Source organism: Streptomyces nymphaeiformis (genome assembly GCF_014203895.1).
In the GTDB taxonomy this organism is placed as follows: domain Bacteria; phylum Actinomycetota; class Actinomycetes; order Streptomycetales; family Streptomycetaceae; genus Streptomyces; species Streptomyces nymphaeiformis.
Window position 1 is genome coordinate 127,261 of the sequence record NZ_JACHJY010000002.1, and the last position, 19,146, is coordinate 146,406.

Annotated in this window: 13 protein-coding genes, 1 tRNA gene and 6 pseudogenes; 11 read left to right on the forward strand and 9 right to left on the reverse strand. The window is 69.1% G+C overall.

All coding sequences use genetic code 11. From position 1 onward, the window contains the following. Nucleotides 1-209: 209 nt before the first annotated feature. Nucleotides 210-1,085 (forward strand): annotated as a pseudogene (locus tag GGE06_RS06615) (IS5 family transposase). 25 nt (nucleotides 1,086-1,110) lie between these two features. On the opposite strand, the gene GGE06_RS06620 reads toward GGE06_RS06615, so the two are convergent. Next, nucleotides 1,111-1,452 carry a DUF5713 family protein gene (locus GGE06_RS06620; RefSeq protein ID WP_184930238.1) on the reverse strand — a complete coding sequence of 114 codons (342 nt, stop codon included), beginning with the start codon at nucleotides 1,450-1,452 and terminating at the stop codon, nucleotides 1,111-1,113. A 327-nt stretch (nucleotides 1,453-1,779) separates the two neighbouring features. Beyond that, complete coding sequence (locus GGE06_RS06625; RefSeq protein WP_184930239.1) at nucleotides 1,780-2,343, reverse strand: hypothetical protein; 564 nt, start codon at nucleotides 2,341-2,343, stop codon at nucleotides 1,780-1,782. A gap of 236 nt (nucleotides 2,344-2,579) precedes the next feature. Here GGE06_RS06625 and GGE06_RS06630 point away from each other — a divergent pair, with 236 nt between their 5' ends. The 7 genes and pseudogenes from GGE06_RS06630 to GGE06_RS43975 form a co-directional block, all read left to right on the forward strand. After that, nucleotides 2,580-2,855 (forward strand): hypothetical protein, encoded by a 276-nt coding sequence (locus GGE06_RS06630; protein WP_184930240.1) that lies wholly within the window; start codon nucleotides 2,580-2,582, stop codon nucleotides 2,853-2,855. Nucleotides 2,856-3,033: 178 nt separating this feature from the next. Further along, nucleotides 3,034-4,641, forward strand: coding sequence for a sensor histidine kinase (locus tag GGE06_RS06635; protein ID WP_312883041.1), 1,608 nt, complete (start codon nucleotides 3,034-3,036; stop codon nucleotides 4,639-4,641). Further along, the gene (locus GGE06_RS06640; protein ID WP_116157398.1) at nucleotides 4,638-5,315 is read left to right on the forward strand and encodes a response regulator; all 678 of its coding nucleotides are present in this window, start codon (nucleotides 4,638-4,640) and stop codon (nucleotides 5,313-5,315) included. The genes GGE06_RS06635 and GGE06_RS06640 overlap by 4 nt, the downstream gene beginning before the upstream one ends. 265 nt (nucleotides 5,316-5,580) lie before the next feature. Beyond that, nucleotides 5,581-6,357, forward strand: coding sequence for an ABC transporter ATP-binding protein (locus GGE06_RS06645; protein WP_184930242.1), 777 nt, complete (start codon nucleotides 5,581-5,583; stop codon nucleotides 6,355-6,357). Nucleotides 6,358-6,436: 79 nt separating this feature from the next. Beyond that, complete coding sequence (locus tag GGE06_RS06650) at nucleotides 6,437-9,004, forward strand: ABC transporter permease (RefSeq protein ID WP_184930243.1); 2,568 nt, start codon at nucleotides 6,437-6,439, stop codon at nucleotides 9,002-9,004. Between the two features lie 389 nt (nucleotides 9,005-9,393). Next, nucleotides 9,394-9,651: pseudogene (locus GGE06_RS43365) on the forward strand (ATP-binding protein); the annotation flags it as partial. Between the two features lie 288 nt (nucleotides 9,652-9,939). Next, nucleotides 9,940-10,275: pseudogene (locus tag GGE06_RS43975) on the forward strand (IS5/IS1182 family transposase); the annotation flags it as partial. Nucleotides 10,276-10,325: 50 nt separating this feature from the next. Here GGE06_RS43975 and GGE06_RS06665 read toward each other — a convergent pair. The 5 genes and pseudogenes from GGE06_RS06665 to GGE06_RS06685 form a co-directional block, all read right to left on the reverse strand. After that, entirely contained in the window at nucleotides 10,326-10,901 is a 576-nt protein-coding gene (locus GGE06_RS06665) for a transposase (RefSeq protein ID WP_116157395.1), read from the reverse strand. 37 nt (nucleotides 10,902-10,938) lie between these two features. Next, nucleotides 10,939-11,397 (reverse strand): annotated as a pseudogene (locus GGE06_RS43980) (helix-turn-helix domain-containing protein); the annotation flags it as partial. Nucleotides 11,398-11,684: 287 nt separating this feature from the next. Continuing rightward, nucleotides 11,685-12,569, reverse strand: coding sequence for an alpha/beta fold hydrolase (locus tag GGE06_RS06675; RefSeq protein WP_116157394.1), 885 nt, complete (start codon nucleotides 12,567-12,569; stop codon nucleotides 11,685-11,687). A gap of 92 nt (nucleotides 12,570-12,661) precedes the next feature. Beyond that, the gene (locus tag GGE06_RS06680) at nucleotides 12,662-13,666 is read right to left on the reverse strand and encodes an NADP-dependent oxidoreductase (protein ID WP_184930244.1); all 1,005 of its coding nucleotides are present in this window, start codon (nucleotides 13,664-13,666) and stop codon (nucleotides 12,662-12,664) included. Between the two features lie 125 nt (nucleotides 13,667-13,791). Then, on the reverse strand, nucleotides 13,792-14,478 hold the full coding sequence (locus GGE06_RS06685; protein ID WP_184930596.1) for an SDR family oxidoreductase: 687 nt from the start codon (nucleotides 14,476-14,478) through the stop codon (nucleotides 13,792-13,794). A gap of 115 nt (nucleotides 14,479-14,593) precedes the next feature. Here GGE06_RS06685 and GGE06_RS06690 point away from each other — a divergent pair, with 115 nt between their 5' ends. The 3 genes and pseudogenes from GGE06_RS06690 to GGE06_RS06700 all read left to right on the forward strand — a co-directional run bounded on the left by GGE06_RS06690 (nucleotide 14,594) and on the right by GGE06_RS06700 (nucleotide 16,007). Further along, nucleotides 14,594-15,154 (forward strand): TetR/AcrR family transcriptional regulator, encoded by a 561-nt coding sequence (locus GGE06_RS06690; RefSeq protein WP_116157391.1) that lies wholly within the window; start codon nucleotides 14,594-14,596, stop codon nucleotides 15,152-15,154. Between the two features lie 151 nt (nucleotides 15,155-15,305). After that, nucleotides 15,306-15,566: pseudogene (locus GGE06_RS43630) on the forward strand (helix-turn-helix domain-containing protein); the annotation flags it as partial. 367 nt (nucleotides 15,567-15,933) lie between these two features. Further along, nucleotides 15,934-16,007, forward strand: a tRNA-Met gene (locus GGE06_RS06700). 193 nt (nucleotides 16,008-16,200) lie between these two features. Here GGE06_RS06700 and GGE06_RS06705 read toward each other — a convergent pair. Continuing rightward, a pseudogene (locus tag GGE06_RS06705) lies at nucleotides 16,201-17,008 on the reverse strand (IS5 family transposase). A 148-nt stretch (nucleotides 17,009-17,156) separates the two neighbouring features. After that, on the reverse strand, nucleotides 17,157-18,650 hold the full coding sequence (locus GGE06_RS06710) for a restriction endonuclease (protein WP_184930245.1): 1,494 nt from the start codon (nucleotides 18,648-18,650) through the stop codon (nucleotides 17,157-17,159). Between the last annotated feature and the right edge of the window lie 496 nt (nucleotides 18,651-19,146).

Consider the following 19,146-nt stretch of genomic DNA (forward strand, 5'->3'; position numbering starts at 1 on the left):
GCCATGAGCTGGCAGGCGCTCCAGGGAGGCAGTGACCCTGCCCTCACCAGGAGCGCAGGCACGACCCGGGGCCGCGCCACCATGATGATCGAACCGCTCGCCGCGTACCCCCCTGAACCGCGGCAGCCTTGACGGCAAGATCCTGCCGGAACACGGCAAGCACCGGGGCCGGTTTCCAGTGGATCTTGGGCTGTGAATGATCACGGTTCATGGGGCGGGGAGATCTCACGGACGAGCGGTGGACGGTGCTGGAACCGCTGTTGCCGAAGGGCATGAAGGCGGGGGCGGCCGCCCATCTGGCCTCGGCGGCAGTTGATCGACGGCATGCGGTTTCGGGTCCGGACCGGTGTTCCGTGGCGAGACGTACCTGTTGAGTACGGGCCGTGGGGCAGGGTCTACGACCTGTTCCGCCGGTGGCAGCGGAACGGCACCTGGCAGCGGATCCTCACGAAGCCCCAGTCTCTGGCCGACGCGACAGGTGCGATCGTCTGGGACCTGAGCGTCGACTCCACGGTGTGCCGCGCCCATCAGCATGCGGCCGGGCCCGCAAGCAGGGCCACCTGTAGAAGGAACCACCGGGCGGCATCTTCACCGAGCCCCAGGATCACGGGCTGGGCCGTTCGCGCGGCGGGTTCACCTCCAAGCTCCACCTGGCCGTCGAACAGGACCAAAAGCCCATGTCGATCGTCATCACGGCCGGGCAGCGCGGCGACTCGCCGCAGTTCGAACCCGTACTGGAGAAAGTGCGTGTGCCCCGCATCGGACCGGGCCGGCCACGCGTCCGCCCCGACCGCGTGCGCGCCGACAAGGCGTATGCCTCCCGCAGAAACCGCGCCTACCTGCGCCGCCGCGGGATCCGCTGCACCCTCCCGGACAAGGCCGACCAAGCGCGCAACCGTCGGAAGCTCGGCTCCCGCGGCGGCTGGCCGCCGCATTTCGACCCGGTCGACTACCGCGAGCGCCATGCGGTCGAGTGCGGGATCAACCGCCTCAAGCGTCATCGGGCCGTGGCCACCCGTTACGACAAGCTCGCCGTCCGCTACGAGGCGACCGTGCTGATCGCAGCTCTCAACGAGTGGCTTTGAACGGAGGTAGCCCTCCCGTCCTGGTTCACCAGTCCCGGCCGGCGGTCAGCTCCTCCGCATCCGCGTCCGTGAACCCGTATGCCGACGCGACGAAGCAGAACTCGTCACAGATCCACTCCCGCGCCACCGTCTCGATCCCGCTCCCGGCCGCCACGAACTCCCTGTCCAGCAGGTTGAACTCCTCCGTCGCAGCCTGAGTGAGTGCATACAAGCTCTCCAGGTCCGACGGCTGCTCGACCTCGATGCGCTCGCACAGCCGCAGCAGGATCGCCTTCCCCCGGCCGATCACGTGATCAGGGAAGTACGAGTCGTCGTACATCCGTCGCAGGAATGTGTGTCCCGCTACCTGCTGGTTTGTGATCGGCATGGCACTTCCCTACCTCCGAGAAAAGCTGACGCGCCGATCATGCGCAGCACCACTGACAACGACGCCGCCAACGGACGACAGACCCCATGCGACCAGGACTTTCACAGCAGGCCCTAGCGGTCCGGCCGTCGCGCTGATGTACCGGTGGCCGGGCTGTCGAGGTGTGCGGCCGACCACAGCCGGCTGGGCGGGAATGGTGCGGGCCAGCCGCCACCATGTCACTCTGCCGTCCAGTTCGGTGAGGGCCGCCCGGCCGGCCGGGGTGAGGGAGACGGATACGCGGCGGCGGGTTTTCGCGTCGCGCGCCCGTCCCACGCCGGTACGCGGTCAGGCGCGAGTGCAGGTGAACGTGTTCATGTTGTCGCCCTCGATGTGCCGGATACGCAGGGTGTTGCCTGCGTAGTCCACGCTGAGCGTTTCGCTGCTGCTGGAGGAGCCGGGCGGTTGCCAGGGGAGGGACACGGAGAGGGAGTCGCCGATGGAGGCGGGAACGTTCGTGGCCGCAGCCTCCTCCAGGTCGCCCGGATTCTCGATGCTGCCCAGATGTTCCGGCACCTGCAAGGACAGCCGGCCGCCGGACAGGGACCAGGTGCCCTTCGCGCTCTGCCCGCCCGATTCCAGGCTCCAGACGCCGTCGTCGATGACCGCAGTGAAAGTAGCCGGGTCCTCGTTGCCTATCTCCGAGGTGACCGACCACCTGCCGCGCATGAAGGCGGCGAAGGCTCGGCCGGTCACCGTCGGCTGCCCGTCGCCGCCGGTGATCCCGTTCGCGCCGTCGGTGCCACTCCCGCCCTTGCAGGCGGCGATCAAGGACGCTCCGACCCCGAGGGCCAGGTAACGCAAGGCGGTCCGGCGGCCCACGATGCGGGTCACCGCTCGGACGTCACGCATACTCATGTTTTCCCCGTTCATGCCAATCACGGCTTCCGTCGATCAAGATCAACGGGAAGAGTACAGCGCCGCGTTGGGCCATCGGTGACGGTTGCGCCTCCAGGTCCGCACGGTGTGGTGCCCGCCTAGTAGTGCTTCGTTACGTCGGGTGATCTCGCCTGGTGGCGGGCATCTTCTGGCTATGAGGCTGGGGGAGGTGGAACGGCTCCGGGGTGAGTTGGCGGAGTTCGTTGCCGATGTGTTCGCCTCGCTTCCGCGGCACTCTCCCCGGCATCGCCGCGAACCGGCTCGCCCGGCACGAGAAGAGCGCGATGTGGTTCAGCCGGCTCCGCCGGAACCAGGGCCGCACACTCCTCTTCCACGGACACCTCAAGCCCGTCCTCCTCCGTGACGGCGAACCCCGGTACGTGAAGTGGGAGGGCACCCTCTGGCACAGCACACGCACCGACAGCCAGACGAAGGAACAGCTCGCGAAAATACGCCGAACGCTCGAACGAACAGGCCGTCCTTAATCGGTCGCCACAGCCGACCACCGTCTCTGTCGAAAGGCAGAGTCCCGGATCGGTCTTGAGGTCCATGGCCGCCCGTCCGACGCGATCGATACTGGACGATGTGTGTGTCCTCAGCCGTTTCCGTCGTTGTGTCCAGCCCGATCGGGATAATCCGGCGCGTCCGGAAGGATGTGGTCGGGTGGTCAAGGAGACGGCCGGTGTGGCGGTGGCCGCCCTGTGTCTGTGGGCGGTCGCCCTGCTGTGGGACCTGCCGCGTGCCGGATTCCATCTCTTCGTGATCCTGGTCGCCGTCGCGATCTTCCCGCTGCGGCGGCGTTGGCCCGACGCCGCGCTCCTGGCCCTCGCGGTCCTGGCCGGGGCGGCGCCCGGCGCCGGCCCGGTGACTGCAGCCGCCGCGTACACGGTGGCGATCGGCATGGTCCGTCCGCGTCATCGTGTCCGTCTGCTGGGCGGCGCGAGTGCGCTGATCATGGCGTCCGCGACTGCGGCCGGCCCCGAGATCGGCCCCGGCTCGGCCGTCTACGGCCTGGAGCTCGGGCTGGCCATGGCGGTGGCCGCCGTGGTCGTACCCGGCCTGGTCGGGACGGTCTCCGGGCAGCAGGCCCGGCTGCTGTGTGCGCTGCGCGAACGCGGCGACGCGGCCGAGCGTGCCCGACGGTCCGCGGACAGTGAAGCCCGCCTCCACGAGCGGTCCGCGATCGCCGCCGAGATGCACGACCTGGTGGGCCACCGGCTCAGTCTGATCTCCCTGCATGCCGGCGGTCTGGAACTCGCCCTTGCCAAGGCCGCCCCCGAGCTGCGCGAGGAGGCCGTCCTGGTCCGGCACACCACCCGGGACGCGATGCGTGAACTGCGGCAGGCGCTCGGGGTGCTCGGCCCGCTCGGCCGGGACACGGGGCCGGACGCGCTCACCGACGCCACCGGTACCCGGGCCGACATCGAGACGCTGGTCGCGGAGTCCCGCGACGGCGGGATCGCCGTACGGCTGGAATGGAGCGGCCCCGACCTCGACGCACTCCCGGCGCGGGTGCGGCGCGCGGTACACCGGGTGGTACGGGAGTCCCTAACGAACGTGCACCGTTACGCGGCGGCCTCCCACGTCACCGTGCGAGTCGAGCATGACAACCAGCCAGTGCGCGTCACGGTCCGCAACGGTGCGCCACCGGCTTCGGTCGACACGCCGTCCGAGGCCGGGACGGGGCGTGGCCTGGCGGGCCTGCGCGAGCGGGTGGAGCTGCTCGGCGGGACGCTCGACGCCGGCGCGCTGCCGTCCGGCGGATTCCAGGTGACCGCTGTCGTCCCGGCCGAGCCGGACGACACCGTCGCAAGCAAGCCGCTGACGACCGGCGAGGCGGCTTCCCCATCGGACGGACGGGACAATGGGTTCGACAACGCGGCGGCGCTGTCGCGCACGCCGCGCACTGCCAGGGCGTTGACCTTCGTCCTCGGAGCGGCGGCACTGTGGATGCTGATGGCACTCGCCATCGCCCTGGTGTGCAGCCAGCCGAGGGGCATGAGCCCGCCCGTAAAGCCGCGCCTTGGCATGACGTACCAGGAGTTGAAGGGGGTCTTCGACAGTCCGGCCGTGCGTGCCGCAGCCACCGGGCACGAGCCGCCGCGGCCCGCCGACGCGGTGGGCTGCGTCTATCCGCCCGCCGGTCCCGGCTCCCAGCCCGGTGCCTTTCCCATCACCCGCTACTGCTTCGACGCCGCACAGCGGCTCATCTCCATCGACCGATTCACCGTCCCGTCCGTACGGGACGCCCCGCCCTGGGAGACCTCGTGAACGAGCCCGCCGCCCCGATCCGTGTCCTGCTCGCCGACGACGAGGCGATGATCCGACACGGGGTCCGCCTGATCCTGCGCCACGCGGACGGCATCGAGGTGGTTGCCGAAGCCGCCGACGGCCGCCAGGCCGTCGAGAAGGCAGCGGCGCACCACCCGGATGTGGCACTGGTGGACATCCGGATGCCGGTGTGCGACGGGCTGGCCGCGATCGCTCCGCTGCTCGCACTCGATCCGGCGCCGCGCGTGGTGATGCTGACGACCTTCGGTGACGACGACAACGTGGTGCGGGCGCTGCGGGAGGGGGCCGCCGGCTTCCTGCTGAAGGACGAGGGTCCGCAGGAGCTGATCAGCGCGGTACGGGCAGCCGCCGCCGGAGACGCCGTGCTCTCACCGGGTGTGACCGGCACGGTGATCTCCCGGATGCTGCGTTCCGGCACGCCGCAAGAGGCCGGGGAGGCGCTCGCAGACAAGCGACTCACCCCGCTCACCGGCCGGGAGCGGGAGGTCCTGGCGATGCTCGGCCAGGGATTGTCGAACCAGGACATCGCCACCCGGCTCGGCATCGGCGTCGGTACGGTCAAAACCCATGTGGGCGCCATCCTGGACAAGACCGGTTCCGCGAGCCGCGTACAGGCCGCGCTGCTGGCCCACCGCACCGGCCTGGCCTCCTGACGGCCCCGCACCGGGCCTTCTGACGCAGCTGCCCGCCGGGGTGCTGGACACCGGTGGTGTTGCCACCCGTCTTCTCTCCCACGGCAGAGGGGCCTCGACCGGACCTCTGCCCTCCGGCAGAGAACCGCCGCCGGAAGCCTGCCCTTCGGCAGAGGCGAACTCCCGCCTCCAGTACGACGTTTCAGCAGTTCAGGGCCTTGAGGATGGATGTGTCCCCCGGCTCGCGGCACTCCTCGCGGGCCGTCTTAGCCCAGGCGGAGTTTCCATGTCACACACATTCCCTTCCCTCAGCTCACCCTTCACCGAGCCGGCCGCCCACGCGTCCGGCCTGACCAAGACGTACGGGAAGGGAGAGGCCCGGGTCACCGCGCTGGACGCGGTGTCCGTGGAGTTCGCGCGGGGTCGGTTCACCGCCGTCATGGGCCCCTCCGGCTCCGGCAAGTCCACGCTGATGCACTGCATGGCCGGCCTGGACCCGGTGACCTCGGGCTCGGCCCGGATCGGCAGAGTCGAACTGTCCTCCCTGAACGACCGGCAGCTGACCGAGCTGCGGCGGGAGAAGGTCGGCTTCGTCTTCCAGGGCTTCAACCTGCTTCCCACCCTGACCGCGCTGGAGAACATCGTTCTGCCGCTGCGGCTGGCCGGCCGGCGGCCCGAGGCGGAGTGGCTGGAGACCATCGTGGCCACCGTCGGCCTCGCGGGCCGGCTCGCGCACCGCCCTGCCCAGCTCTCCGGCGGCCAGCAGCAGCGCGTCGCCGTGGCCCGCGCCCTGGCCTCCCGCCCGGAGATCATCTTCGCCGACGAGCCGACCGGCAACCTCGACTCCCGTTCCGGTGCGGAGGTACTCAGCTTCCTGCGCGACTCGGTACGGGAACTGGGGCAGACCGTGGTGATGGTCACCCACGACCCCCTGGCCGCCGCCTACGCGGACCGGGTGGTCTTCCTGTCCGACGGCCGGCTCGTGGACGAGCTGGACGCTCCCACCGCCGACGCCGTGCTTGAGCGGATGCTCGCGTTCGAGGCCCAGGGCCGCACTACCTGAACGTATCCGTCAGCCCGCCACCGTCCTCCCCGGCCACCCGCCCCTCCATCTGCTTCCCCTCCGCCTTCGAAAGCTCACCATGCTGCGAACAGCCCTGCGCAATGTCCTCGCGCACAAAACCCGTCTCATCATGACCGTGCTCGCGGTCTGCCTCGGCGTCGCGTTCATCACCGGCTCACTGGTCTTCGCCGACTCCACCGCCGCCGCCTACCGCGCCTCCATGGCCCGCAACTACGCGGACATCTCCGTCAGCGTGACTCCGACGCTCCGTCCGGGCGCCTCCGACCAGGAACAGTACGGCGCCCTGGACGACACCCTGGTACGCAAGCTGTCGACCCTCGCCGGCGTCGCCTCCGTCCGCCCGGAAGCCAACGGTTCGGTCACCCTGTCCGCCAAGGACGGCACGCCGATACGGGCCGACAGCATGATGGGCAAGTTCGCTGCCGCCTACGTGCCCGGTGCCGACGGCAAGGACAGCCGCTACCCGCTGACCGCCGGTCGCGCTCCTCGCAACAGCGACGAGATCGCACTGGACCGCGGCACCGCGGCCACCGCCGACTATGTACTCGGCGACACCGTCACCCTCGCCAAGGACGGACCGGTCCTCAAGAAACACTTGGTGGGCCTGGTGTCCACCCATGACAGCCGAGTGAACGCCGGCGGCACCCTGGCCGTGTTCGACAAGGTCACCGCCCAGAAAATGTTCGCCGCCCCGGGGCGCTACACCCAGATCGACCTGACCGCCACCCCGGGCACCAGCCAAGCCGAGCTCGCCGACCGCGTCACCGCCGTCCTGCCCACCGACCGCGCCGAGGCCATCACCGGCAGCGCCCAGGCGGACCAGCAGTCCGTCCTCATCAACACCAAGACCCACAGCTACGAACGGCTGCCCCTGCTCTTCGCCGCCGTCTCGCTGTTCATCGGCACGTTCCTCATCATCAACACCTTCACCATGCTCGTGGCACGCCGCAGCCGCGAGATCGCCCTGCTCCGGGCGATCGGCGCCACCCGCCGCCAGGTGGTCCGCTCAGTCCTCGGCGAAGCGGCCCTGGTCGGCCTCGCCGCGTCCGCTCTCGGATTCCTCCTGGGCCTGGGGGTTGCCACGCTGCTGCCAAGCGTCCTGGACACCTCCGGCGACCTGCTGCCCAGCGGGCCGCTGGTCATCGGCCCGACCACGGTCCTCGCCGCGCTCGCCGTGGGGGTCGGCGTCACCGTGCTCGCCGCCTGGCTGCCCTCACGCCGCGCGGCGCGGATCGCACCCATCGAGGCGATGCGCACGGCCGAACAGCCCCCGTCCGCCACGGTCTCCCGCATCCGCGGAATCATCGGGCTGGTCATGGCACTCCTCGGTACCGGCCTGTTGTTCTCGCTAAGCGACGCGACCAGCGCCACCGACGACAACCTCCAGACCGCAATGTTCGGGGCCGGCATCCTCGTTGCCGGACTGATCGCGCTGGCTCCACTGCTCGCCGGCCCGGTGATCCGCCTCCTCGGCCGGCTCACCGCCCGCCTCGGCGTCGTAGGCGACCTCGCCCGCGAGAACACCCTGCGCGACCCGCGCCGTACCGCCGCCACCGCCGCCGCGCTGATGATCAGCACCACGCTGGTCTCCGGCCTCGCCGTCATCAACCAGTCCACGAACCAGGCCCTGGACGCCCAGGCCGCCGCCGGCCTGAGCGCCGACTACATCATCAGCACCCGCAACACCACCACCGCCATCGACTCCGACGCCGTCCAACGCGTCGCCGACGTGCCCGGCGTACGGACCGCCTCCCCGGTGGCGGACTCCACCATCAGCGCCGGCCCCTACGTCAAGGCGGTCTCCGGGGTCGACCCGAAGACCGTGGACGACGTGATGAAGCTCCAGTTCCTCAGCGGTTCCATCAAGAACCTCGCCCCCGGGAAGATCGCCGTCTCCCACAGCTTCGCCCGCGACCACCACGTCACCACCGGCGAGCAGCTCAAGGCAAGCATCGGCCCCGGAACCAGCGACCGCGACCGGCCCTACACCGTCATCGGCGTCTACCAGGACAACCCCACCGCTCAGGACGTCCTCGGCTACCGCGCCGATGTACAAGAGGACAGCTACCTGCGTGACTCAGTGCAGCGCATCCTGGTCCGCACCACCGACGGCGCAGTCTCCAGGGACCTGGAGAAGCACCTGCGCGCCGCCGTGAGCGACAGCCCGCTGCTGAAGGTCCAGGACCGCGACCAGCTCGTCCAGGAGCAGGCCGGCGTCGCCGGCGAATTGATGACGATGATGTTCGGGCTGCTCACGATCGGCGTACTGGTCTCCGCGCTCGGCATGATCAACACCCTCGTCATGTCGGTTGCGGAACGCACCCGTGAGATCGGGGTCCTGCGCGCCATCGGCATGCACCGCTCCGGCATCCGCCACATGATCCAACTGGAGGCCCTCTGCGTCGCCGCCTTCGGCACCCTCCTCGGGCTGGCCGGCGGAGTATTCGGAGCGTGGAAGGTCAGCGGACTGGCCAACGGCGCGATCCCGCAGTACTCCTTCTCCCCGCCCTGGGCCACCCTCACCCTCATCGTCGCGCTCTCCCTCGCCGTCGGCGCGGCTGCGGCCGCCGTGCCCGCCCGACGGGCCGCCGCACTCAGCCCCCTGCGAGCCGTCACCGACGCCTAGCAGCATCAACCCAATCATTGACCTTCGCTCCAGGTACGCCGCCCTCGCCTCGGCGGGGGCGGACTGCTGCGCGGTCACCGTCTTCGGGTAATGCACCCAAGCTTCAGCCATAAGTCGCCGGTGGCGGGATCGACTCGGGAAAAGAGGGCGCCTTCGTGGCTCTACCACACGAGCCAGGCCACGGCCTCCTCGGTAGCGCCCGCGCTTCCGCCGAGGGGCCATACGGGGAGCCGTCCCTTGGGGCTCCAGGTGGGTACCGTCGGTGTCCCAGCGTGCCAGGCCGGCACTGGTCTCCGGGTGGTCTCCGTAGATGCCCTCGTCACGTACGAGACCCAGATGCCGCCGTCGCGGTCGGTGATGATGTAGTCGATGTCGTCGCCGATACAGAAGTGCCTCACCGGGTATCCCCCGGGGATCGTCACCAACCTCATCGGCAACGCCGTCACCCACATCCGCCCGGCACCCCGATCCGCGTCGGCGTCGGCACCGCGGGCGACCGGGCCGTCCTCGAGGTCGCCGACGAGGGACCCGGCCTGACCGCCGAGGACCGCGAGCACGTCTTCGACCGCTTCTACCGCACCGACGACTCCCGCGCCCGCACCACCGGCGGTTCGGGCCTCGGCCTCGTCATCGCCCACAACGGCCGCGGTGCCCCCGTCGCCGCCCCCGGGCAGAGCTCCACCTTCCGCATCGAACTCCCGCTGCCCAACGTGTCAGAGCCAGAAGCGGACGGCAGCGGGCGAGGCACAGTCCGTGTCACCATCTGTGATGGGTCCCGAAGGCGGTGCGCCGTACAGAGAGTGGCGAGGCGGGTAGAGGATGGCCTTGATGCACAGCTGTGCCGTGCTGCCGGCGACCTCGCTTCTCCCCAGATTCTCCCCAGCGGGAGTTGGATTGGGGGGCGGATCGTTGCTGGTCAGGAGCAGGTCACGAATGCTGGTCGTGTCGCGCAGCGTAGCCACCTCGCGAGTCGGGAATCGATGGTGTCTTCTAGAGGAGGTGGGCAGCTGCATCGGTGGTGGGGCATCCGGGCTGTGAGCCCGGAGCAAGCGGGCCAGAAGGTCAACCGCCTGCGGCACGGACAGGCCGGAGGTAGACCACCGGCCTTCGACAGCGAGCTCTACAGGGTCCGCAACGTGGTCGAACGCTGTGTCAACGGTCTCAAGCAGTTCCGCGTGATCGCCACCCGCTACAAGGCTGGCGTTCACCTTGCCGCACTCATCCTCTGGCTCCGCGAACCCATCCAAGATCGTTTGCCAGAGAAGGCCTAGTCGTTCCTCTCGAGTGTGGCGGCGGGGTTTTACTGCTACTGATCTTTTCGTTAGTTCAGTGGGGTTAGTGGGTGGAGGGTGAGGCGGGTGTGGGCGAGGAAGGACCAGGGCAGTCGGGGGTTGTCGTTGATCCGGCGAATGCCCTGTTCGGTGGCATCGGCGACAGCGGCGAGGTGGTCGCCGGCGAGGTTGGCGAGTTCGTGTTTCTTCAGCGAGGACCACAGCAGTTCCACCGGGTTGGGCTCGGGTGCGTAGGCGGGTGATCGCTCCAGGGTGAGCCAGTCCTGCTCGGCGGCCCAGGCCCGCATCGCCCGGCTCCAGTGAGCGGACGGTCCGTCCCGGACCAGTACCACTCGCTCGCCGCGGTAGAACGTTTTTATCTGCTCCAGGACCTCGATGAGTCCGGCGGTGTCGTAGCTGCCGGGTGTGAGGTGGAAGCACAGGCGAGGACCTCGCTCGGGATCGGTGGAATGGAATCCCAGGGCCCCTCCCATCGACGCGCGTTTCCGGTTCAACCGGTGCCGCAGAAGAGGTATGCGGCCGCGAGGCGCGTAGGTGCGACGGACCTGCGGCAGCAGCGACACTCCCGATTCGTCGAGGAAGACGATCCAGGCACGTGTGTTCACCGCCCCTTTTGATCCGCGGCCACTCGTGGGCGATCCAGCGGGCGATCTCGGACTCGTCGCGCTCCACCGCCCGTCGCTCGGGCCGTTGCAGGCTCCATCCCAGCCGGCCGGTCAGCAGTCGCCACACCGAGGCCTTCGACAGCGTCACCCCTGTCATTCGTTGGACCACCAGGCCTACTCGTTCCAGGGTCCACAGATCGGCCTCGAAGCCGTGTGTCTGGGCACCCTGCTCCAGCGCGGCCCGCACCCGCTCGACCTGGGCATCGTCCAGCTTGGGCGGACGCCCGGTGGCCGGGCGCCGGCGCAGAGCATCGGCGCCGCCCTTCTCCCAGACCCGTCTCCACCGCCGCACGCTCTCCTCGCTGACTCCCAGCATCCGTGCGATCTCGGCGCCCGGGCGTCCCTGATCGAACAACTCGGCCGCCCGCACGCGCCGGGCCTCGGACAACTGCGGCCGCGTCAAAGGAGGAACGACAGGCGAAGACTTGAAAGACACCGCATCAGGATCCCATCAACGACTCCGCCGCAGCCACCGAACTAACGAAAAGATCAGTAAGTGGTCTACGTCGTAAGTCCTTCGGGGGTTGACTTCGAGGTTGGGCGTCGGCGTGCTTGTGGCCAGGTGGCGAGGTGGATCCGGCATGCGGTGTCGAGGGCGTTCTCGGGGATGCCGCTGGGACTGCCGACGGGCAGGAGGGCGTCTGGTCGAGGGCGGGCTGGCTCGTCCCGGGCCCGCCTTGTCCCGGCCGCGCCCGGGAACGGCGGGGGATGTGGCCTCAGCGGTCAGGTGTCGGGCCGTGCTTCGAGGAATGCGAGGGCCCTGGCCACGAACTCGTCGTGGAACTGGAAGATTCCGCCGTGCCCGGCGTCCGGGTAGAGGGGGACGAGTTCGCCCCGGGGCAGCCGTGCGGCGAGGTTGAGGGTGTTCTCGCTCGGCACCATCCGGTCGCTCTCGCCGTTGGCCACCAGGACTGGCTGGCGGATGCGGGACAGGTCGGCTGGCGGCTGGAGGCCCCACCGGTGGATGGCCTTCAGCTGGGCGCGGAACGACGTCAGCGAGATGGCTTTGTCGCGGCGGTCCGTGCGCTCCTTCAGCCGTTCCAGGAAGGCGCGTGCTTCGCGTCGGCCGTGTTCGGTGTCGGTGAAGAAGAGGAACTGCTTGGGGTCCTTGCGGGTCAGGAAGCCCTTCAGGACGTCCCGGAGGGTGAGTGCGGTGACCTTGTCGATGCCCGGGCCTCCGGCGGGGCCGGTGCCCGCGAGGATGACCTTGCGCACCAGCTGCGGTTCTTCGGCTGCGATGACCTGGGCGATGAAGCCGCCCATCGACAGGCCGAGCAGGTCGACGTGCTCGAAGCCCAGGGTTCGGATGAACAGCACCGCGTCGCGGGCCATCGCTTCGATGGTGTCGGGGGTGGAACCGCCTGACGCGCCGACTCCGCGGTTGTCGAAGGTGATGACCCGGCGCCGGGCGGCGAGTCCGTCGATGACGCGGGGGTCCCAGTTGTCCAGGACTGCGGTCAGGTGGTGGAGCAGGATCAGCGGTACGCCGTCTCCTTCCGGGCCGAGCTGCCGGTAGACGAAGTCGACGCCGTCCACGGACACCGAACGGGTCGGCACGTCCTTGTATGACGACGGGGCGGGCGTGGGGGAACTGCGCGGTGCGCTCATGATCGGTTCCTGGGGTACGGAAGGGAGGGGTGGTGGGAGGCGGGATCCTCTCGCCACCCGGGGTCTGTCGGTGGTGGGGCGGGTGCCGGCCCTCACGCCATCGCGATGACGACCTTGCCGGCCTTGGCGCGGCCCTTCTCGGCGTACTCCATGGCTTCGCGGGTCTGCTCGAAGGGGAAGACACGGTCGACGACGGGGCGAAGCTCTCCGGCGTCGACGAGCCGGGTGATTTCGCGCAGCTGGTCGCCGCTGGCCTTCATGAACAGGAAGGAGTAGGTCACGCCCTGGCGTTTGGCGTGGCGTCGGGTCTTGAAGCTCAGCGCGTTCATCGCCTGCCGGAGGACCGGGTTCGCGCCGAGCTCGCGGGCGAAGTCCGCGTCGGGCGGCCCTGCGATGCTGATGACCTTCCCGCCGGGCTTGAGGACCCGCAGCGACTTCTCCAGGGTCTTGCCGCCGAGGGTGTCCAGGACGACGTCGTAGCCGTCCAGGAGCTCCTCGAAGTCCTGGGTGCGGTAGTCGATGACGACGTCTGCGCCGAGTTCCTTGACCAGGGCGGCGTTGGCCGCGCTCGCGGTGGTGGCCACGTGTGCGCCCAAGTGCCTGGCCAGTTGGAGGGCGACGGTGCCCACTCCGCCGGAGCCCGCGTGGATCAGGACTTTCTGGCCCGGCTGGACCTGTGCCCTCTCGACCAGCGCCTGCCATGAGGTGAGGGCCACCAGGGGAAGGGAGGCGGCCTCCGCCATGGTGAGGGTGGCCGGCTTGTGGGCCAGGTCGTTCTGGTGGACGGCGATGAGTTCGGCGAAGGTGCCGATACGGTCCTTGTCGGGCCGGGCGTAGACCTCGTCACCCACCGCGAACCGGGTGACGGCCGAGCCGACCTGGACCACCACTCCGGCGAGGTCGTTGCCCAGCACGAGAGGGGGGCGGTACGGGAGGATCATCCTGAAGGCGCCATCGCGGATCTTGAAGTCCAGCGGGTTGACGCTCGCCGCATGGATCTTGACCAGCACGTCGTCGGCGCCCGGCTCGGGATCGGGCATCTCGGCGGCGCGCACCGCGGACTGGTCACCGTACTTCTCGATCAAGTAGGCCTTCATCGCTGTCTCCCTGCCTCGTCCGCACAGGGACGGGATCTCCGCTCGCTTCGGGATGCCCCGGTACGAGATACTTTCTGGTATTCACTGCTGGTTCATGACGCCCCATGCCGATGCGGCGGCGCGCCTCACGCTGCGTTCGGCGATGCGGCCAGGCTCCGCTTCACGTGCCGGGTGGTCTCGTCGGCGAGGATCTCGGGCAGTCCCCGCTCGATGCCGGCCAGGGCCTGGGCGGCGACCTCGGCGGGGGCGGTCTTCTGGTGGGCGGGAACGCCGACGGCCATGTCCGTGTCCATGTATCCGACGTGCAGCGCCGAGACGGTGATGTCCCGGGGCGCCAGCTCCTCCCGGACCGCGCCGGTCAGCGCCCATGCCGCGGCCTTCGCCGCGGCGTAGGCGCCGAGGTCGGCCGGGTGCAGCCAGGACAGGACCGACAGCACGTTGAGCACGGCGCCGCCGCCGTTGGACTCGATGACCGGGGCGAAAGCCCGCGTCACGGCGAGCGGGCCGAAGAAGTTCACCTCCATCTCCAAGCGCACCATGTCCGGGCTGCCCGTCATCAGGGGCGTTCCGGTGGAGATGCCCGCGTTGTTGACCAGCAGCGTCACGTCGGAGGCGGTGCGAGCCGCGGCCCGGATCGACTCCGCGTCCGTCACGTCGAGCCGCAGTGGGACGGCACCCGGGAGGTCCACCGTTTCGGGGCGACGGGCCGCCGCGTACACCTTGGCCCCGCGTTCCATGAGCTGGGCGGCCAGGTGTCGTCCGAGCCCCCGATTGGCGCCGGTGACCACTGCTACCGCGTCCTTCAGTTCCATGCCCACTCCCAGCGCCACGGCCGCCGTCAAGCGACCCACACAAATTAGATTACGACTGCAATCTAAGCACTGGTCTAAGATAGATGCCAGTCGACATCCAATCGGGAGGTGGCCGATGGGCCGCGTATCGCAGGCGCAGGCGGAGGAGAACCGCCGACGGGTCGTTGAAACCGCCTCCCGCCTGTTCAGGGAACAGGGGACCCACGTCAGCGTCGCCGACCTCATGAAGGCGGCCGGTATGACCCACGGCGGCTTCTACAAGCAGTTCGCCTCCAAGGAGGCACTCATCGACGAGGCCACCGCCCACGCGTTCGGCGAACTCGCCCAGCACCACAAGGACGGGCTCGATCAGTACGCCGGGCAGCGCGACGCCGCCCAGCGGGCGCTGATCGACACCTACCTCTCCGCCGAGCACCGCGACAGCGCGGCAGACGGGTGCCCCGCCGCCGCACTCGCCACCGACATGGCCCGCGACGGCGGAGAGAGCGAGGCCCGCCGCGTCTACACCCAGGGAGTGGGCGACTTCGCCGACTGGCTCGACACCAAGGACCAGGACGGCATCACCCGGCTGTGCACCATGCTCGGCGCCCTCGTCCTGTCCCGGGCCACCAAAGGCTCCCCGCTCTCCGAGAAGATCCTCACCACCGCACGCGAGGCACTGACGGCCACCAACTGACCGGAACCACCGTGCAGGGCGCACGCCGCAGGAAGGGTGCGCTTCTCGCACCCTGTCGTCATCCACTTCTCGTAAACGGCTCTCCGCGTTGCCTCTGGCTTCCGCATGCCCGATCTTCCTCACCGCCTCCGAGTGTGAGCGGCTGAAGAAGATGGCCTACGGCCACAAGACCGAGTACCGGCTGCGTCTGCGGGCACAGGTGGTTCTGCACGCGGCGCGTGGACGCTCCAACGCGCGCATCGCCCAGGAGACCGGCCTACATCTGGACACTGTGCGCAGGTGGCGAGGCCGCTTCGCCGAGCGGGGCCTGGCCGGACTGACCAACCGCAAGCGCTCCGGGCGTCCCGCTTCCTTCCCCCCGTTGCAGAGTGCCCAGGTCAAGGCGCTGGCCTGCCGGTTTGAATGTCCTCCTCCTGAACGACTGGGAACCTGGGCGGCCCAGCCGCCCGATGAAGCGGGTAAAGGGGCGGTGGATCACCGAAGAGGCACCCACACCACCCGGATCTCATTCAGTTCTCCGGCGCCACCCGGCCCAGGGGCGAGGTCTCCTGGCCGAACTGAACATGGAGTGGTTCGACGGTCAGACCGGCGCAGGGCGGCGAGGGAAACCGGTGGACCGGGCGTGCTGCTCGCAGGAGGAGAAGACCGGCGGGTCCTCGAACATCTCGCGCTGGGCTTCGTGACCTGCTCTCACGGGTCCAGGATGTACGGACGGCTGAGCAGACCAAGCGACCTGGTCTTGGACGGTGCCGCGGGTGGCGTACAGTTGGCCTTTCCGACGCGGGGTGGAGCAGCTCGGTAGCTCGCTGGGCTCATAACCCAGAGGTCGCAGGTTCAAATCCTGTCCCCGCTACTGAAGTGACATGAGGCCCGGATCCTGTGGATCCGGGCCTCATGCGTGCGCCTGCATCTCAAGCCGTCCGTCCGGTTCTCGTCGCCCGAATCGGCGAGGCCTCTCCCTGACGTGTAGGAGGCAGGCCCTCAGGACACGATGCGGGCCTGAGGTGATTTCGTCGGATCGACATCAGCGAGTCAGTGAACCTCTTTCATCCTGAAGAGCTGCAGGTCAGCAATGTGTGGACGGCCTGGACGATGGTTCCGATGCGGCGGGTGGAGCATCGCGCCCGGCGGAGCAGTCGCCAGGACTTCAGCTGCGCGAAGGCGCGTTCGCCGGGCGCTCTGAGGCGGGCGTGGTCGCGGTTGAAGTGCTGGTAGTGGGCGGTCTGTTCGCGGTGCCGGTAGTACGGGGTGCGGAAGGTGGCGCCGGCGCCCCGGTAGGCGCGGTCCGCGAGCACGAGGATCTGCCGGGTCGGGCAGGCCTGGACGACGGCGGTGGGCGCGGGCCGCGGTCAGGTCGTGGGTCCTGCCTGGCGTCGCGCGGGAGAACCACAGCGGTGTGCCGTCGGGCCGGGCGATGACCTGCACGTTCATGCCGTGCTTGCGGTGCTTTTGCGAGTAGTACGGCTCGTCCGCGCGGATCCGGTCGATCGGGATCAGGGTGCCGTCGACGATGACATGGTCGCCCTCGCCGAGGCCGGTGAGGGCTTCATGAAGGCCGGGCGCCCAGGAAGCCAGGACCTCCAGGGCCTCGTCGACGTATCGCCAGGCGGTGGCCTGGGATATCCCGAAACCGGATCCGAGCTGCGAGAACGTCTCGTTCTTCCGCAGATGGACCAGCGTGAGCAGCGCCTGCTGGAAGCAGCCGAGCTTGCGCCAGCGGGTGTTGCGGGCCCGGCGATGCTCGTACAGAAGCCAGGCGACATGCTCGACGTCCCATGCGGGATGTCGAGCGTGGCAGGATACGGAAACCTTCAGGGCCTCTTCGGTCGCCGGTGTGCTGAGTGGAATCACCACGCCAACGACGAGGGGCCCTGCCTCGTCACCACACCCGCTGACCAGCCCAAGTCACCCTCCAGCACAGGATGAAAGAGGTTCAGTGAACTGAGCGAGGTGCCGTCGCCCCCAGCCGCCCCTGGGGACGTCAGCTCAGGTCTCGGGCCTGTCAGTTGGGGGGCAGCTTGGACAGCCCGATGAGAGCGTCGATGCCGAGGTGTTCCAGGAGCAGTGACTTGAGATGGCGGCCGTCGATGAGCTCGACCCGGTTGCGTGGTGCGAAGTCCCAGCTGGCCTTGCCGAACCATGCGGTGGTGACCACGATGCCCTTCGACGCGCCCTTGTCGACGACGAGTCCCGCGACCGCCCGTACTGTCTCGGCGGACACGACGTTCTTGGTGCGCTTGGCCTGGATGATGCACAGACCGCCGATCAGCGGTTCCTCGTTGACCGCGACGGCGTCGATGCCGTCATCCCGCGATGCCTGGGTCACCCATGACTTCAGCCCGATTTTCTCGAACAGCCGCCGGATCAGGTGCTCGAAGTCGGTCGGGTCCATCGCGACCAGGTCAGGCCTGCTGTCCAGGCCGGCGACGACATCCCGCTCCGGGGCGATCTTGTATCGGGACAGGTCGAATGAGACGACAGGCCGTACAGGCTCCAGGTCGTAGGGGTGCTGGGAGACGATCGCGTTGAGATGATGCAGACTGGCGACCGGATCGAGCTCGGGCTCGTCCAGGACCAACTCCGAGAACCCCTCCCGGTTGACGCGCACACTGATGAGGCACGGCTCGATCGCTTTCCCCGTGGCCCGGTCCTTGGCGCGCACCTTGCCGTTGAACGCGACCTGGTCCACCAGCGCCGGCGGAGTCACCGCGAAAGCCTCATCGATCGCCCGCAACGCGAGCCGCGCCACCAGATCCCGGTACAGAACCTTCGTCTCCGCTTCCTTCCGCGGCTGCGGAACCACCGCCGGGGGAGCAGAAGCCTTGAACCGGTACTGCGCGACCGAAGGCACCACCACCTGACCCGGCAGCTCCATTTCCAACACCAGCTCCCGCGCCTCCGGCGCGAACGCCACCCGTCGCGCCCCGCCGAGCCCCTCCGGATAACTCACAGAGCCGAGCGCCTCCTCCACACCGACCGCGAATCCCTCGAGATCCCCCTCGCCGAAAGCCCGCTCCGCCTCCAACCGCAGCTGGTGCAGCCCTCCAGGACGTGAACGCAGAACCGAAGACAGAGCCTTCAGCCGCTCCTCCACCTCGGCCGTCCGCTCAGAGGCCTCTCGCCGCATGCCCTCGACGGCCTCCTGCTTCGCGAGCCGCTCGGCCGCAGCCTTCTCGCGGGCCTCGGCACGCCGCTTCTGCTCCAGCTCCTTTGCCCGCGCCGCATCCCGCTTCTCAAGATCCCGCACAATCTGCTCAGCCCTGCGCGCGTCGGCACTCTGCAGCGCTTGCTTCTCCTTCTGGGCACGCGACCACGCCTGCGCCGCCTCACGCTCCCTGCGGGCATCCTCCCTGGCCCGCGCGGCCGCGACACGCTCCGCCTCCCGGGCCTGACGCGCCAGCTCCGCCTCCGCCCGCTTGGCCGCAGCAGCCTTCGCCTTCTGGCGCTCCTGGTACACCTGCAACAACTGCCCCGCCAACGACTTCCTGCGCGCCATTCACCGGCCCCCACTCCACGTCAAAGCACAAGAACTGCCCCCACGCGAAGCCCGGCAATCCCAAGACCGGATCCATGGCCTGACTCGTGCGCGGCATGACCGTTTTCCCACGCAGTGGATACCCTGTTCGCGCTGGGGGAGGGGCGGACCGGTTGCGTTCCCTGCAGGCCCTCCTCCTTCGCCGAGAGGTCCGGGAGCGTGGCGAACCCGCTCCCCCGGCCGATGTCAGTACCGGTTCTTACGATGGGCCGCATGTCCTACGCATCGGCTCGTGGTCTTCCCTCCTTCCTCGAACTGGAGCGGCAACTGAAGCTGCTGCGTCTGCTCGGCAAGACCGGCCGGCAACAAGCAGCATCGATTAACTGATCATTTCAGAAAGGCAGGGCCGGGTTCGGAATGTCGGCTCACGGCTACGATCGGTCCCGTAACGCGTCGGGGGACGCGTCCGCTCCGATAAACACGGAGCGAGCTGGGGAGGGAGAAGCTTGTGGGGCCG

Excerpts from the sequence above, each read along its gene's own strand:
- GGE06_RS06625 (WP_184930239.1), bottom strand. The coding sequence starts at position 2,343 with ATGCGTGACGTCCGAGCGGTGACCCGCATCGTGGGCCGCCGGACCGCC.
- GGE06_RS06680 (WP_184930244.1), bottom strand. The coding sequence starts at position 13,666 with ATGAAGGCCTACTTGATCGAGAAGTACGGTGACCAGTCCGCGGTGCGC.
- GGE06_RS06690 (WP_116157391.1), top strand. The coding sequence starts at position 14,594 with ATGGGCCGCGTATCGCAGGCGCAGGCGGAGGAGAACCGCCGACGGGTC.
- GGE06_RS06710 (WP_184930245.1), bottom strand. The coding sequence starts at position 18,650 with ATGGCGCGCAGGAAGTCGTTGGCGGGGCAGTTGTTGCAGGTGTACCAG.
- GGE06_RS06645 (WP_184930242.1), top strand. The coding sequence starts at position 5,581 with ATGTCACACACATTCCCTTCCCTCAGCTCACCCTTCACCGAGCCGGCC.
- GGE06_RS06675 (WP_116157394.1), bottom strand. The coding sequence starts at position 12,569 with ATGAGCGCACCGCGCAGTTCCCCCACGCCCGCCCCGTCGTCATACAAG.
- GGE06_RS06630 (WP_184930240.1), top strand. The coding sequence starts at position 2,580 with ATGTGTTCGCCTCGCTTCCGCGGCACTCTCCCCGGCATCGCCGCGAAC.
- GGE06_RS06685 (WP_184930596.1), bottom strand. The coding sequence starts at position 14,478 with ATGGAACTGAAGGACGCGGTAGCAGTGGTCACCGGCGCCAATCGGGGG.
- GGE06_RS06620 (WP_184930238.1), bottom strand. The coding sequence starts at position 1,452 with ATGCCGATCACAAACCAGCAGGTAGCGGGACACACATTCCTGCGACGG.
- GGE06_RS06650 (WP_184930243.1), top strand. The coding sequence starts at position 6,437 with ATGCTGCGAACAGCCCTGCGCAATGTCCTCGCGCACAAAACCCGTCTC.